A 13,208-nucleotide genomic window follows, 5' to 3' on the forward strand; every position below is an offset into this window, starting at 1 on the left:
AAGGCGTTCCCCGCCGGGGCACCGGTCTCCGCAAGTCCCGGCCGGACCACCACTGCCGCGGCGCGCGGCCGGCCCATCGGCCCGGACGACGCCGAAAATCCGTGCCGTACCGGCCCGTACGATTGGCGAATTTGTTGAACGCCAGAACCCTGTCGTCCCTGCCGGATACCGGCACGATGACCCCCCTCGCGCACCCCGCACCGCTTCCCGTCGGCGACCGTCCGCCGGGCGCCCTGATGTCCCTGGGAGTGGAAGAGGAGTATCTGCTCGTGGACGCCCGGAGCTGGCAGCTGGTCCCCGCGGCTCCCGAGATCCTCGCCGACGTCGCGGGCTCCGGCCACGCCTTCCACGCCGAGGGCACGAGCTACCAGGTCGAGACGGCCACCCCGGTGCACCACACGCTCGACGGGCTGCGGGACAGCCTCGTGGGCGCCCGCCGGGTCCTGGCCTCCGCCGCCCGCGCCCGCGGGTACCGTCTGGTCGCCGCCGCGTCCCCCACGCTCACCCCGCCCTCCCCCCTGCACCTGAACCTCGACCGGGAGCGCCGGCGCGTCCGCCAGACCCTCTTCGGCCCCCTGACCGACAACCTCGTCGGGTGCGGCCGGCACGTGCACGTCGGCACGGTCGGCAAGGACGCCGCCGTCCGCGCCTCCAACAGGATGCGCCCGTGGGTACCGACCTTCATCGCGCTCTCGGCCGGATCGCCCGTCTGGAACGGCCGGGACACCGGCCACGCGAGCTGGCGCAGCGTCGCATGGTCCTCTTGGCCCTCCGCCGGACTGCCGCCGCACTTCGTCTCGACGGCCGCGTACGACGCTGCTGTGCGGGGCCTGCTGGACTCCGGCGCCGCGCTGGACCCGGGGATGGTCTACTGGGACCTGCGGCCGAGCGTGAACTGGCCCACCCTCGAACTGCGTGCGCCCGACATGTCGCCGAGCCTCGACGGCGCCCTTCTCCAGGCGGCCGTGGCCAGGGCCTTGGTGGCCCGTGTGCTCGGCGAAGACCCGGACATGTTCCCCGGCCCGGTCGTGTCCGACAGGACGCTGCGACTGGCGCGCTGGCGCGCCGCCCGGGACGGCCTCGAAGGTTCGGGCCTGGAGCCCTTCACCGGCACGGAAGTGCCTGCGGCGACCCTGGCCTGGCAGCTCGTCGACCTCCTCGGGCCGGAGCTCGAGGCGGCCGGGGACTACGACCACGTCTCGCGGACCCTGACGGACATGCTCCGCAACGGATCGTCGGCCGCACGGCAGCGGGCCGTCTTCTCCCGGCGTCAGTCCCCCACCGATGTGCTCCGGCACCTCGCGGACGAGACCGAGGCCTACTGAGCCCCACGGCGATCCGGCCACCCCGCGACCGTGGCACCCCCCGCCAGACCGTCGGTCCGCCTCCTTCCCCTACCGGGGAGGAGGCATGAGGGCCGACTCCCGACGGCGAACCTGCCGTCGCGGTGTACCGGTGCCTTGCATCGCGAGGCGGAGGGCCCCGGCTCATACTGGACGTACTCGCGCGGTCCGACGATGCGGCGAGGTGCCGTGTCGCGCGCCGCGGGCCGGTCGCAGCACTACTAGCCGTCGGCACGGGCCCTGGCTCGGCGCCCTGAACCGTGTCCTGGCTCCCCGCCGAGACCTGGCCGGGTCTGCCGGTCGGCGGGCCGGGCAGGGGCCGAGCCCCCGGGGGCCGACCGGTGTCGCCCGCCGCGGACAAGGCTCGGCCGGGGTCCAGCGCCCCTCCACCGGTGCGACGGCCGATCGGTGGAGGAAGGCCGTCCGGGGCCTTGTTTACGATAAAAACACCGGCGCACACGGCGCACGGCCGTTTCAAACCGACCTCGGACAGGTCACGATGCGAAAGGTGTGAGCTCGTTGTCGAAGTACACGCCCCGGACCGAGATGACACCGGAACAGAGCACTCGCGAGCGGCGTGAAGCCAAGCGCCGCAAATACCTTGCCGAGCGTGGTACCCCCTCCCGGAGCAAGGACATCGCCGACATCCAGCGCCACGTGCGACGCGTGTACTACGAGGGCGGCATGACCTCCCACGCCATGGCCGCCCAGGCCGGCGTCGGCCGGGACACCATCATGCACCTGATCAATGGGTACCGGGTGGTCCAGGGCCGGCGGGTGACCACCTCGTGCCTGCTCCAGTCGACCATCGACAAGCTCTGGACGATCCGACTGGAGCTGCCCCCGGACCATGGCCGTGCGGGCGCGCACCTCCCGCCGCTCGGCACCCGCCGCCGCCTCCAGGCCCTCAACGCCATGGGCTACGACGGCGTCTGGATGGCGAGCCAGCTGGGGATCTGCGCGGGCAACCTCAGCGCCCTGATGCTGGGCCGCCGTGGGCGCCGCTACGTGTACGCCGCCACGGCGCGTCGCGTCGCGGCCTTCTACGACAAGTACCAGCACACGGACCCCGCCGACGTGGGCCGCAGCGCCTGGCACGTCAGCACCACCAAGACCCGGGCCGGCAAGAACGGCTACGCCCTGCCGTGGTGCTGGGACGAGGAAACGATCGACGACCCGCGGACCGAACCGGAGTGGACGGGCGCGTGCGGAACGCCCGAGGGCTTCAAGATCCACCGGCGCGAGCAGATACCGGTCTGCAGCCGCTGCCGCCGGGCGCGGCGCGGCGAGGCCGACACGGCCCCGCCGCAGGACCCCTCCGTGTTCGACCCCGCCACCAGCGGCCTCGTCGTCCGCTGCCGATACGTCGGCACGCGTCGTCCGCGCGCGTTGGCCCAGACCGCTCGGGCCGCTCAGACCCAGCTGGCGGCCTGAACCACCCGTCTCCATCGGCCAACGTAGTACCGTCCCGCCCAGATCGAACGGCTGCCAGCCCCGCTAGCCCTCGAAGTCCACCCTCAGCCCCTCGATCACCATGGACGCCCCGTCTTCCCGCACGGCTTCCGCGTCGGCCCGACTGGCACACGGCCCGGGTCTGGAAGTGGCACTGGATCACCGCGTTCCACAATCGGCAACCGTGCCCGGCGACGCAGGCGCGGGGCAGCCGGGCCTTCCCCAGCGGTGAGCGGTCTCCCCCGTCCGCGGATCGAACCCGTACTCACACCTTCGACGTTCCACACGGCATCATCCGAGGGGGTCGCCCTTCCCCGGGTCGTTCGCGCGAGCCGAGGGGCTGCACCTACCGGTCGCCGGGGTCCTGGCGGCCATCTTCGCGACGGCTCGCGGGCGTCACCGGGGCAGCTGCTCCCTCTCCTTCCCGCCCGCTGGGACTTCCTCCGCCATGCCGTCGTGGTAATGGTCGACGCCCCCGAGCACACCCAGTCCGGTGCGCGCCTACCCATTGCTCGTGACAGTTCCGCCTCGTACTCCCCTGCGCGGCGGGTCCGGTCTGCAGGGTCGCGACAGCTTGCGGGTTTTGCTCCGCAAGGCTCGCTCCGCTTCCAGGAGGCGGGACAGTTCCGCCTCCCGCCTTGCCCGCGCCCGCTGCGGGCCGTCCTGCCCCGGAGGCGCTCCACTCCAGACTGTCCTTCAGCCGCAGCGCGGCCAGCAGGCATCGCGCCATGTCCTCCTTGGCGGCCGCCAGCTCCGCCATCGTTGCGGTGCACCGCCCGAACGCCTGCCGGGCCCGGGCCGTACCCGTAGACCGGCAGCGGTCCGTGGTCCTTCAGATGGGCGGTTTCGTCCGCCGTAAGCCGGCGGGTACGGGCCGGCCTCTTTACTCGTACCCATGCCAGGGCCCTTCCCCTTCCGGCACCAGGCGAGTTCGTACGCCCTGCCGAACTCTTCCAGGGGATCCGGTAGGTGATGCCGCAGGACTCGCGGCGGACGGCGAAGTGGCCCTCCTCGCTGTCCTCCACCTCCATGACGAGCAACTCCGCTGGCTCCGCGCCGTCGGCGCCCCCACCCCCGCCATCGTCCTCGGCTCCGCCCGCCACCGAGACCTGGCTAGCGGCGGCCAGGCCGTGCACGCACGTGAGAGGAGCAGGCGCGGCAGGCGACTTGAGCGGCCTGCGATGGAATCCGCTCCAAGTGCCCCCTGCGCGCGTTGACGAACTCTGCCCCCCCGCTACCAGAACTATCCTTGAACCCAGGTGGACCAACTCAGCGACACATGAATGATTTTCCGTTCACATCACCGGTGAGGCGCGCGTGTTAGCGGATCCGTGAGTTGCACATGCGGCGGTCCCCCGGCGGGTGGCCCTCCTGCCTATGGGGCACCCGTTCGGGCAGTCCTTTTTCGTGGACCCGTACCCCGGCGGCGGCGCGCACGCGCCTGGCCCCGCGACTGCCCCAACGGGATTGCCACCAGTTTTCCCGCCGTGATCGGGTGGTGGGTGCGGCCTGCCCGGCGGGCCGCCACGGCGTACCGGCCCGCCCGGCCGCCCGCCCTCCGTACTCCTGCTGTGAAGGTCCGCACCATGCAACTCCGCACCAAGCGACCCCTGCTGAGAATCCGTGACATCGAGGTCGCCGCGCTGGCCGAGGACACCCTCCGTATCCAGGCAGCGGCCCTCGGGCTGCCGCCCGGCGCGCTCGACGACCGCCTCTGGGAGCGCCGCGCCCGGGGGGCTCGCGGCCTGACCGCCCTTGGCGCGTTCGAGGACGGCCGGCTCGTCGGGTTCTCCTACGGCGTCCACGCCGACGAGCCGTACGCATGGCGAGAGCCAGTCACCGCGCGCCTGCGGGAGGCCGTGCGGCCCGCCTGGGCCGAGGACGTCTTCTACCTTTGCGAGCTGCACGTACTACCCGACTTCCAGCACCGGGGGCTGGGCACGCTGCTGCTCACCACGCTGTGTTCGCGCGCCACGGAGCGCCGGGTGATCCTCACGACGCCCCAAGGGCCGACGCCGGCCCGCCGGCTCTACCGCCGCTACGGCTACCGCGATCTGGCACACACCGGCCCCGCCGGCCGTAAGCGCTACACCATCATGGGCGCGGAACTCCCCCTTCTCCCTCAGACGCGCCCAGCTCAGGTGGCCTGAGACCGGGTGCCCCGCTCCCCTGCCGCCGGCTCCGATCAGGGGATCCGTATGGGCCGCCGGCGGCGGGACGCTGATACCTGCGACACGTCACGAACTCCCTGCGCCTGAATCCCTGAGCCAGGCACCGCCCGTCCGGAGGAGAAGACCCATGCTCGCCCTCGAGGTTCCCGCCTCCCGCCATTCCCGCACGGGCTGGATCCAGGCTGCGCTGCGCCAAGCCGCCCGATCGGGCTGCCGATTCCCGATGGGCGCGGTACTCGTACACGGCAACCGCATCCTCGCCGCCGCCCCCAACAAGCGGCGCAATTCGCCCTTAGTCGACTTCCGCAACAGCACCTTCCACGCGGAGGTGGCCGCGCTCCGGCGGGCCCGGCGCACCGAGGGGGCCACCATGTACGTGGCCCGGGTGGACGCCCGGATGCGCCCGGCCATGGCCAGGCCCTGTCCCCGCTGCCAGCGTGCGCTGTGGGAGGCGGGCGTCCAGCGCGTCTTCTACACGGACGAGAGCGGCCAGGTGCAGGGTATGTCCATCGTCCACGGCCCCTGAGCGCGACGGTCACCGTCACGCTCCCCGCAACCGGGCGTTAGGGAATCCGCAAGGTCCCCGGCCCGAGCATGGAAGTCCCGATGGCGCGCCGGCGCCTGCCGCCCCACCGAAAGGCCGAGCCAGACATGCTGGATGTCTCCGTCGAGCACTCCACGGCGGGCGGAACACGCCTGCTCCTCCGTGTGCCGGGTCCGTCCGCCGCCCGGCGGACCTTCTACCGGGTGCGTCATGAGGTCTGGCACCTGGTCTCGGCCGGGCCCGCCGACCGGAAGCGGACCCGGCGATGAGCGGGGCCCGGCGGCGGGGGGCCCGTCAATCCGGCGCTGGTTTTTCGGCTGAGCGTCCTCTCTCCCGTCAGGAGGGCCGGGCCCGCGAACGCTCCCAGCGGCGCCGCCGCGGCATGTTCAAGGCCGGGATCATCGCGGTGCTGGTGGTGGCCGTGGGCGGTGGCTCCCTCGCGTACGCCTTCTACGACAAGCTCAACGGCAACATCAAGACGGCGGACGTCACCTCCGCGCTGGGCGACGACCGACCGGCGCAGTCCCCGCCCGGCGCCGTGAACATCGCCCTGATCGGTTCGGACAGCCGCGCGGGTACGGGCGGCGCCTACGGCAAGGCACTCGGCAGCGAGCACTCCGACACCCTCATGGTCCTCCACCTGTCGGCGGACCATAAGTGGGCCACCGCAGTCTCCCTGCCGCGCGACTCGTGGGTCGACATACCGAGCTGCGACCTCGGCGGCGGGAAGACTTCCGCCCCGACCAAGGCGAAGATCAACAGTGCCTTCGCGGTGGGCGGTTCGCGCGGCGGCGGAGCGGCCGGCGGCGCGGCCTGCACCATTAAGACGGTCGAGCAGAACACGGGCCTACGCATCGATCACTTCCTGGAGATCGACTTCTCCGGGTTCAGCAACATGGTGAACGCCCTCGGCGGCGTCCAGATGTGCCTGCCGAAGGCGATCAAGGACACGAAGGCCTCCCTCTCCCTGCCCGCTGGCTGTCAGAAGCTCGACGGCAAGCAGGCGCTGGGGTTCGCCCGGGCGCGCTACGCGCTCGGCGACGGCAGCGACATCGGACGCATCGGGCGCCAACAGGAGCTGCTGGCCGCGATGTTAGCGACCGTCCAGGACAAGAAGCTCGACGCGCCCGCGATGTACCGGCTCGCCGACGCGGCGACCAAGTCCCTGACCGTCGACAGCAAGCTGGGCGGCCTGTCCGGGCTGCTCGGGCTCGCCAAGGACTTCCAGGCCATGCCCAAAGGCGGTTTGACGTTCGTCACGGTCCCGAACTACCCGCGCGAGCTCGACGTCCCCTCCGACAAGGCCAACGTCGTCTGGAAGACGGCATCCAAGGACCTGTTCACCGCGCTGCGCGACGACAAACCTGTCGACAAGGACGGCCGGCCGCTGAGTGCCTCCGACGACAGCCCGGAACCCGCGCGCTCCGGCGCCCTCAAGCGGAAGGACATCAAGGTCACCGTCCTCAACGGAACCGACGTGACCGGGAAGGCCACGGGCATCTCACGGAAGGTGGCCGCGGACGGCTTCCGCAGCGGTGCCACCGGCAACGCGGCAAGACGCGAGCCCGTCACAGTGATCCGGTACGGGCAAGGCGGGGAGCAGGCGGCGCGCACCCTGGCCGACGCACTCGGCCTCGACACCTCCAGGCTTCGGCAGGAGGGCGGTGCGGCGGCGTCCTCGGTCACGCTCATCATCGGCGCCGACTACGCGTCGGCCGGGCTCTGATCCCGAGGCCGGCGCGAGCCCGCACGTCATCGGCAGTCCTCCCGCACGCCGCAGGGCCCGGCCTCCCAGGCCGGGCCCTGCGGGCGCTCTGCTGCGTACGGGGTCGGCGACGGCCCGGGGTCAGCCACTCCGGCGGACGTTGCGGGCCGACGGGCCCCCCACGTCCGCGCAGAGTTCGTACACAACCGCGTCACCCTCGCCAGGCGTACCTCCCAAGGGCTGCGCCGCCATGTCGGAGCGGTGCACGAACAGGTCGGCCTCGCCCTCCCCGTCCGGGGTGATCAAGCTGAACTCGCCGCACGGGGCGCGCCACAGCACGGTCCCGGATGCTGATCTGCCGCACGTCTCCGCCATGTCCAATTCCTCTCCTACGCGGTCTGCGTCGTCACTGGCAAACCATCACATGCGCGGTACGTGCAGAAGGGCGGGAAGGACCGCTCATCGTGCAGACGAGGGCCGCCGGGCGCCGGCTCAGGCGGCGCCCTTCGCGGCGTTCCTGACCAGCATGCGGTGGCCTGCCGGGCCCACCACGGTGCCGCCGAGCGCCAGTGCTGCTTCGACCGTACGGTCGGGCGTCATAGGCGGCGATGCGCCGGCGGCCTTTCCAACTGCGCGGAGGTCCATGTTCACGGCCTTCGCCGCCGCCTCGATGGTGTCGATGCCGTAGAGGTAGCCCTCACGGGCCGGGTGACCCGCGGGAGCACGGTTGTTCTCGGTCAGGACCACTAGGTCGTAGTCGTAGCCGCGGCCTGTGAAAGCGGCCATGCTGTTGATCCGCCAGTCGCCCCGGTCGGCCGGTCTGTGGGCCTTCCCGGTCCGCTGCAACCAGCCGTTCTTGACGTGTACCTCGGCGCCGACGGGAGCCGAGGCCGGAGTACCCCACCGCTGGTCGGCCTCCACGTCCCGCATCAGACCGAGAGCGTACGAGCCGGCCGCGGGGGTGAGCACCCCGCCTTCTCCGCGGAAGGCACGCAGCAGCTTCACGAGGTCGGGGGCGGTAACCCGGGTGAGGCCAAAAGAACCGTCCGGGTCCGGCACGGTCTCGTCCATGTGCACCGCCCTCAGAAACTGCTCCAGCTTGACCGGCCGGGACGAACCGTCCGTTCCGGCGGTGGACAGCTCCTTCCACAGTACTTCCGTGGCATCGTTGTCCGATTCGACGATCATCTTCCTGGCCAGTGCCTTCTCCTGGGGGGAGAGTTCCCCGTGCCGGGCCCACAGCAGCGCCCCCAGGATGACCGGCTTGACCACGCTGGCCGCGTCGAACCGGCGGTGCGGTCCGAGCAAGCAGGTCGTCCCCGTGTCTCGGTCGTCCAGCGTGAGGGACACCGTACTGCGTCGATCTCCGAGCGCACCGGCTATGCCCGCGGCGAGGCGTTTCGCCTGTCCCGCGTACGTCGACGTGCAACTGACCTCTCCGCTGGCCGTCCAAGCCTTCGCGGTCGACGAGGCGGCCGTACGCGCCGACTGCGCGCCGGCCGCAGCGGCGGCCTCGTGCACCGGAGTCACGAACGCCAGAAGGCAGGTCACGCCCACCAAACCCGCGGAGGCCGCCAGCGACTTCATCGGCTTCATCGGCTTGCTGATCATCGGTCAGGCCTTCCTGGATCTGCTCGAACCGCTGCGGGCATACGTCCGCGAAATTTCCATGCTCGGCACCCGCGGCCGTCCGCCCCTCCACCGATCGGCGGTGCGGCGCGGATGACCACCGCGCGCCAGCGGGGGGGGTGCCGCACCCACCTTGACCAAAGAGATAGGGGCACCCCCCAGGGGGCCTAGCTTCCAGCGCACTCCAGGTCCGGTGTCCCGGCCGCTCCTGAAGCACGATGGCAGCACGGTGCGGCCCGCAGAGGATTGGACGAGCATCCTGAAAGGAACGGGAAGTTCAGAATCAACAGAATTTTGTGCGGCCCGGGCGGCCGCCGTAGTCATCGCAGTGGAGCCGACCGCGCTCGGTTTGTCAGGTGTATCCACACCACAGAGACCACCTCAGCCCCGGGCTGGGCCGGCGACGAAAAGCGCCGCGAGCTGGCCGACGTGCCCGAGGACCTGTTCTTCGCAGCCGACGAGGTCTACGGCAGCCGTGACCTACGGCGTGCCTGCCGCACCCTGGGCTGGGCTACGCGATCGCAGTCCGCTCCAACCACCGGGCCGCCAGCCCGGGCAAGACCATGACCTGCAAGGACGCGGTGCGGCTGATCCCGGCACGGGCCTGGCAGCGGATACGGACCGGCACCGAGCCAACGGAGCGCGGGACTCTGACTGGGCGATGCTCCAGGTCACCGCCACCGACACTCCCGACGGGCAGACCGACACCGGCACCTCGGTGCTGCTAACCCGTCGGCACCGCTACACGGGTACCGTCTCCTCCTTCCGCTGCTGGTCACCGGCCCCGGCATCGCCGGCCAGACTCGTCGCGGTGGTGTGCCGCCACTGGTCCATCGAGGAGGACTTCCAGACCGCGAAGAACACCACCGGCCTGGACCAGGGGCAGGCCACCGCCTGGACCTCCTGGCACCGCTGGAGCACCGCCGCCCTGGCTGCCTACGCCCTCCTCGCTGTCACCGCAGCCCTGGAACGCCGCACACCTGACGGTGACGGCCAGGCCGAGCCGATCCCCCTCACCTGGCCCGAACTCCTGCGCCTGCTCAGGCTGCTGATCCTCTCCGCAGCCCGACGCGACACCGAACACGCCCTGCATTGGTCCGCCCGGCGCCGACGCCACCAACACCGGGCCCGGGCGTGCCACCCAGATGGCACGCCTACGCGGACACGATCTACAGCTGCCGTGACAGCGTGACCAAAGGGTTGAAGCGGTGCCCTGTCCTGCGTCACCTCTTGGCCGACTGGGCTAGGTCCGGAGGCCGGAGGCGGCTTGAGTATCGCGTAATGCACATCTGTGCCTCAAGAAAGGAGCAGTGCATGCCCAACGGGTACTCGTGGCTGGGTGCGGCAGGCACCCCGAAGATCATGTCGGAAAAGGAAACTCCTCCCAAAACGATCAAACAGATCACAATGGGAGATCCTGCATGGCGGACCGTGTTCGGGCATTGGCTGGCAAGCCAAGACCTGGGTGCTGCGGAGCGCTACTACACGCTTACGGCCGAGCATCGGACGGCAAAAAAATACGGCAAATGGTTCGAAACTGCGGCCGAGGAACGCGGGTGGAACCTCCTTGTCAAGAAATTCCTTACAAACTTGCCTGCGGCCCGCAGTGAGTGGAAAGCGTTCGAAGCCGGATGCAAGAAGGTGGGAGGCGATTCCCGGAGCAATTCACCTGTAGCGCGCGCTGAACTATTCCGCTCTTGGGCGGCGGGGGAGGTATGGAAGGAGGACGGATCTGATAGCCCGCCCTCGCCCCAGGAAATCGCCGTGGTGGAGGCGTGGATCGTTGCACACACCCGTGAGGTGAAGCCGAAATTCAGCGTGCTCTACGGGGCATTTGGCGCCCTCGAGACACAAGTGGGGTATGGCGCCAACAAGAAAGCCGTGCGCATGGACGTCTCGGCGACGTGGACCGGCGTGAAGGATGCCAGAACGCACCTGGAAACCGCCTACCTCAAGGTGACCTCCGCTGAAGGGTACCTACGCCAGCTCTGCCGCCCCCATCCGGACAAGAAACTCGACGGAGCGAGCTGCGCGGATGAATTACGAGAGGCCCACGTCGCCCTGATAAACGCGTACGCCGGTCTTGCGCACGCTGTCACCGAGGCTGCACGGAGCTGCTACGCGTGGGCGCAGGCCACGACGCGCGATCAGTTACGGGATAATTTTTCATCTAACTTCCGTGTGATCAACGGCGTTCTCTTAGGCATGGAGGGGCTCATCGCCGGAATGAGGGTCTGCCTGGCGATCGTCGGGGCCGCTGGTGGACTGCTCCCGGTCACAGCGATCGCCAGTGCAGCCCTGGCGGTGGCTTCGGACTCGATTCAGGAGCTCGTCCGCCGAGCGGTGGCAGGGGAAGCGGCGAAGGACCCTCGGCAGGTCCGGGAGCATGTGGGCCGCGAATATCAGGACGATCCCGCAAACAAGGTGCTGGGCAGCGGGACGCAGAAGGCCGCCGACACAGCGGCCGACTGCCTAAGCAAGGCGGCCAGTTTGACCGCCGCGGTGCTGCGAAGCAACGTTCTGCCGGTGACAGCGGCGAAAGCCCTGCCGCTCGTAGGCGAAGCGACCGCGGTGGGCACCTTCCTCGTCCGCCTGCATGATCATTTCAACCGCAAGGTACTGACCGACCGCGTCAACAGGTCCCATCTCCTAGAGATGTTCGATGAGGCGTCCCGCCATGTTGATGGCGCGCAGCTCGGCCAGTGCAGTGTCGTGGTCCATTCGTTCGACCCGGACAACCTCAGCGCCGTGGTTGACATCAACGGCGTCCGGGGCACACTGGCGCAGGGCCGATTTCGGGCGAAGGATCGGCGGGACGTCTTCCGGACCGTGGCGGAGCGCTGGATAAGGCAGTGCAAAGACCACGAGCCTGTACTGTCCCACTCCGACGGAGATTTACTGGTCATGGCAGCGGATTTACAAAGGCCAGCCACCGCCGAGGACTTACTGGACCCCAATTGCGCAGATTTCAAAGAGGTGGGCGGCGGCGGCTACCTTATATGCGCCCGCGCCATCCAGTTCGCACGCGGCGTATACGGCGGCTCTTCGCTGTGGTTGGTGCAGTTCGCGGTCTCAGTTACAGGGACTGCCGGGTCGCCTTGCATGGTCGGCTGGGAGCGTTTAAGTATATGCACCCCACTCGGCCGCACGATCACGACGACCGACCAGTTCACAGCCGAGACATTGCTGGAGAACGCCGACGCAGGCTCACTCGAACGATTCGATAGGGAGTGTGACGAGTATGGGTGGACCGGGGCAACATTCGAGACTTTCCAAGAGGGTGGCGACGTCAAGCTGAGGGACGAGCAGGGTACAACACTCATAAATATGAAAGGAGAGCCGGCGGTGCTCCAGGTTAACGAGCCGGGGTACGATAGCGAGGAATTCATAATCATCTGAATGGGCCGCACTGCCTGGCGAGCCAGGGTCACGGCATGATCGAGGTCTGCCCGGATTCGTCATCTGAGGCCGAGGGTGGGTAAGGGCCGGTGGGCAGCGCTGATGCGTTCTCATGGTTCAAGATCGAGTAGTTGGAGTGCTTGGTCGGTGCCGACGGTAGTGGTCGGTGGCGTCGGCGACTTCCCTTCGGCAGCATCTGGCAGCAAGCGTGGTTTGGTGCCCGTCTTGTGGTGTGTGGGTCGGCGGTAGGCTGGCCGGTGACGAGTTCGAGGCCGACGTCGTGCCGTGCTGCCGGGTGGCGGTTCTTCGAGCCGGGTGGCCGTCCGGGGCCTGGGCAGAGGGTTTGGGGACAGCCGCCGGCGAGGGCAGAGGCTGTCGCAGGACCGCCACTCAGCGATTGTCAAGGGCCGCTCTTGGGTGTGTGGTTGATCAGCTTGGTGAGGTTGTGCACCGTGCCGAGGAGCTTGGTCTCCCCGTCGACGGCTCGGTGTCCGCGGTAGGTGAGGTGCCGGCCGAATCGCTGGAAGAGCGGGGCAAGGCCTGGCTCGACGAGAGCGCTGCGCTGGCGGTACTGGGCTCGGCCGGCCGGAGTCGCCAGGCGGGTAGCCATGGCCTGCTGGCCGACGGGGGCGGTCTGGCGCTTCGCAGGGAAGCCCGCCTGGTCGGCCTCGCTGGTGACCGAGACCAGTAGGGGCAGGTCGGCGAGCGTCTCGAAGGAGGCGGCGCAGGCGTATCCGCTGTCTGAGGCTTCCCCTTGATCGTGGACACCTGGAGACTGAGATCTGAGAGGACATTAAGTCCCTTTATTCATGTTTCGAGATCGCTCGATCGTGTGGTCGTTCGATGTACTGACGTGCTGGCCGGGATGTGAGTGATGTTGTGCGGATATGGAGAGACCGGCGTATCCGAGTGATGTGACGGACGAGCAGTGGGAACTGCTCAGGCCGATGATCGAGTCGTGGAAG

The 13,208-nt window shown here is 69.3% G+C and carries 11 protein-coding genes and 1 pseudogene; 8 read left to right on the top strand and 4 right to left on the bottom strand.

The genetic code is table 11. The features are described from left to right. The first annotated feature begins 131 nt into the window (after window positions 1-131). The 5 genes from OTB20_RS36720 (at window position 132) to OTB20_RS36740 (ending at window position 7,236) form a co-directional block, all read left to right on the top strand. Window positions 132-1,325, top strand: a complete 1,194-nt coding sequence (locus OTB20_RS36720) for a carboxylate-amine ligase (protein ID WP_267824271.1) — start codon at window positions 132-134, stop codon at window positions 1,323-1,325. Between the two features lie 537 nt (window positions 1,326-1,862). Then, window positions 1,863-2,777 (top strand): hypothetical protein, encoded by a 915-nt coding sequence (locus OTB20_RS36725; protein ID WP_267824272.1) that lies wholly within the window; start codon window positions 1,863-1,865, stop codon window positions 2,775-2,777. A gap of 1,604 nt (window positions 2,778-4,381) precedes the next feature. Next, a complete protein-coding gene (locus OTB20_RS36730; protein ID WP_267824273.1) occupies window positions 4,382-4,945 on the top strand; it encodes a GNAT family N-acetyltransferase in 564 nt (187 codons plus the stop codon). Window positions 4,946-5,093: 148 nt separating this feature from the next. Then, a complete protein-coding gene (locus OTB20_RS36735; protein WP_267824274.1) occupies window positions 5,094-5,492 on the top strand; it encodes a deaminase in 399 nt (132 codons plus the stop codon). 400 nt (window positions 5,493-5,892) lie between these two features. Next, on the top strand, window positions 5,893-7,236 hold the full coding sequence (locus OTB20_RS36740) for an LCP family protein (protein ID WP_267824275.1): 1,344 nt from the start codon (window positions 5,893-5,895) through the stop codon (window positions 7,234-7,236). A gap of 120 nt (window positions 7,237-7,356) precedes the next feature. Here the strand turns inward: OTB20_RS36740 and OTB20_RS36745 are convergent, their stop codons facing one another. Both OTB20_RS36745 and OTB20_RS36750 read right to left on the bottom strand, forming a co-directional pair. Further along, window positions 7,357-7,590, bottom strand: coding sequence for a cold-shock protein (locus OTB20_RS36745; RefSeq protein ID WP_267824276.1), 234 nt, complete (start codon window positions 7,588-7,590; stop codon window positions 7,357-7,359). A gap of 117 nt (window positions 7,591-7,707) precedes the next feature. Continuing rightward, window positions 7,708-8,523, bottom strand: a complete 816-nt coding sequence (locus tag OTB20_RS36750) for a serine hydrolase (protein WP_267824277.1) — start codon at window positions 8,521-8,523, stop codon at window positions 7,708-7,710. Between the two features lie 73 nt (window positions 8,524-8,596). Here OTB20_RS36750 and OTB20_RS36755 point away from each other — a divergent pair, with 73 nt between their 5' ends. The 3 genes from OTB20_RS36755 (at window position 8,597) to OTB20_RS36765 (ending at window position 12,243) form a co-directional block, all read left to right on the top strand. Then, window positions 8,597-8,941: a hypothetical protein gene (locus OTB20_RS36755; protein WP_267824278.1), complete on the top strand. Its 345-nt coding sequence runs from the start codon at window positions 8,597-8,599 to the stop codon at window positions 8,939-8,941. Window positions 8,942-9,505: 564 nt separating this feature from the next. After that, window positions 9,506-10,036: a hypothetical protein gene (locus tag OTB20_RS36760; protein WP_267824279.1), complete on the top strand. Its 531-nt coding sequence runs from the start codon at window positions 9,506-9,508 to the stop codon at window positions 10,034-10,036. A 122-nt stretch (window positions 10,037-10,158) separates the two neighbouring features. Next, window positions 10,159-12,243: a hypothetical protein gene (locus tag OTB20_RS36765; RefSeq protein ID WP_267824280.1), complete on the top strand. Its 2,085-nt coding sequence runs from the start codon at window positions 10,159-10,161 to the stop codon at window positions 12,241-12,243. Window positions 12,244-12,353: 110 nt separating this feature from the next. Here OTB20_RS36765 and OTB20_RS42955 read toward each other — a convergent pair. Continuing rightward, window positions 12,354-12,612 (bottom strand): annotated as a pseudogene (locus OTB20_RS42955) (hypothetical protein); the annotation flags it as partial. A gap of 31 nt (window positions 12,613-12,643) precedes the next feature. After that, complete coding sequence (locus OTB20_RS36770) at window positions 12,644-12,853, bottom strand: transposase (RefSeq protein ID WP_267824281.1); 210 nt, start codon at window positions 12,851-12,853, stop codon at window positions 12,644-12,646. Window positions 12,854-13,208: the final 355 nt, after the last annotated feature.

Origin of the sequence: Streptomyces sp. H27-H1 (genome assembly GCF_026627445.1) — a bacterium.
Taxonomy (GTDB): domain Bacteria; phylum Actinomycetota; class Actinomycetes; order Streptomycetales; family Streptomycetaceae; genus Streptomyces.

Bases quoted from the DNA above. Each gene is read 5' to 3' on its own strand.
- OTB20_RS36730 (WP_267824273.1), top strand. From the start codon at position 4,382: ATGCAACTCCGCACCAAGCGACCCCTGCTGAGAATCCGTGACATCGAG.
- OTB20_RS36735 (WP_267824274.1), top strand. From the start codon at position 5,094: ATGCTCGCCCTCGAGGTTCCCGCCTCCCGCCATTCCCGCACGGGCTGG.
- OTB20_RS36740 (WP_267824275.1), top strand. From the start codon at position 5,893: ATGTTCAAGGCCGGGATCATCGCGGTGCTGGTGGTGGCCGTGGGCGGT.
- OTB20_RS36745 (WP_267824276.1), bottom strand. From the start codon at position 7,590: ATGGCGGAGACGTGCGGCAGATCAGCATCCGGGACCGTGCTGTGGCGC.
- OTB20_RS36755 (WP_267824278.1), top strand. From the start codon at position 8,597: ATGCCCGCGGCGAGGCGTTTCGCCTGTCCCGCGTACGTCGACGTGCAA.
- OTB20_RS36760 (WP_267824279.1), top strand. From the start codon at position 9,506: ATGCTCCAGGTCACCGCCACCGACACTCCCGACGGGCAGACCGACACC.
- OTB20_RS36765 (WP_267824280.1), top strand. From the start codon at position 10,159: ATGCCCAACGGGTACTCGTGGCTGGGTGCGGCAGGCACCCCGAAGATC.
- OTB20_RS36770 (WP_267824281.1), bottom strand. From the start codon at position 12,853: ATGGCTACCCGCCTGGCGACTCCGGCCGGCCGAGCCCAGTACCGCCAG.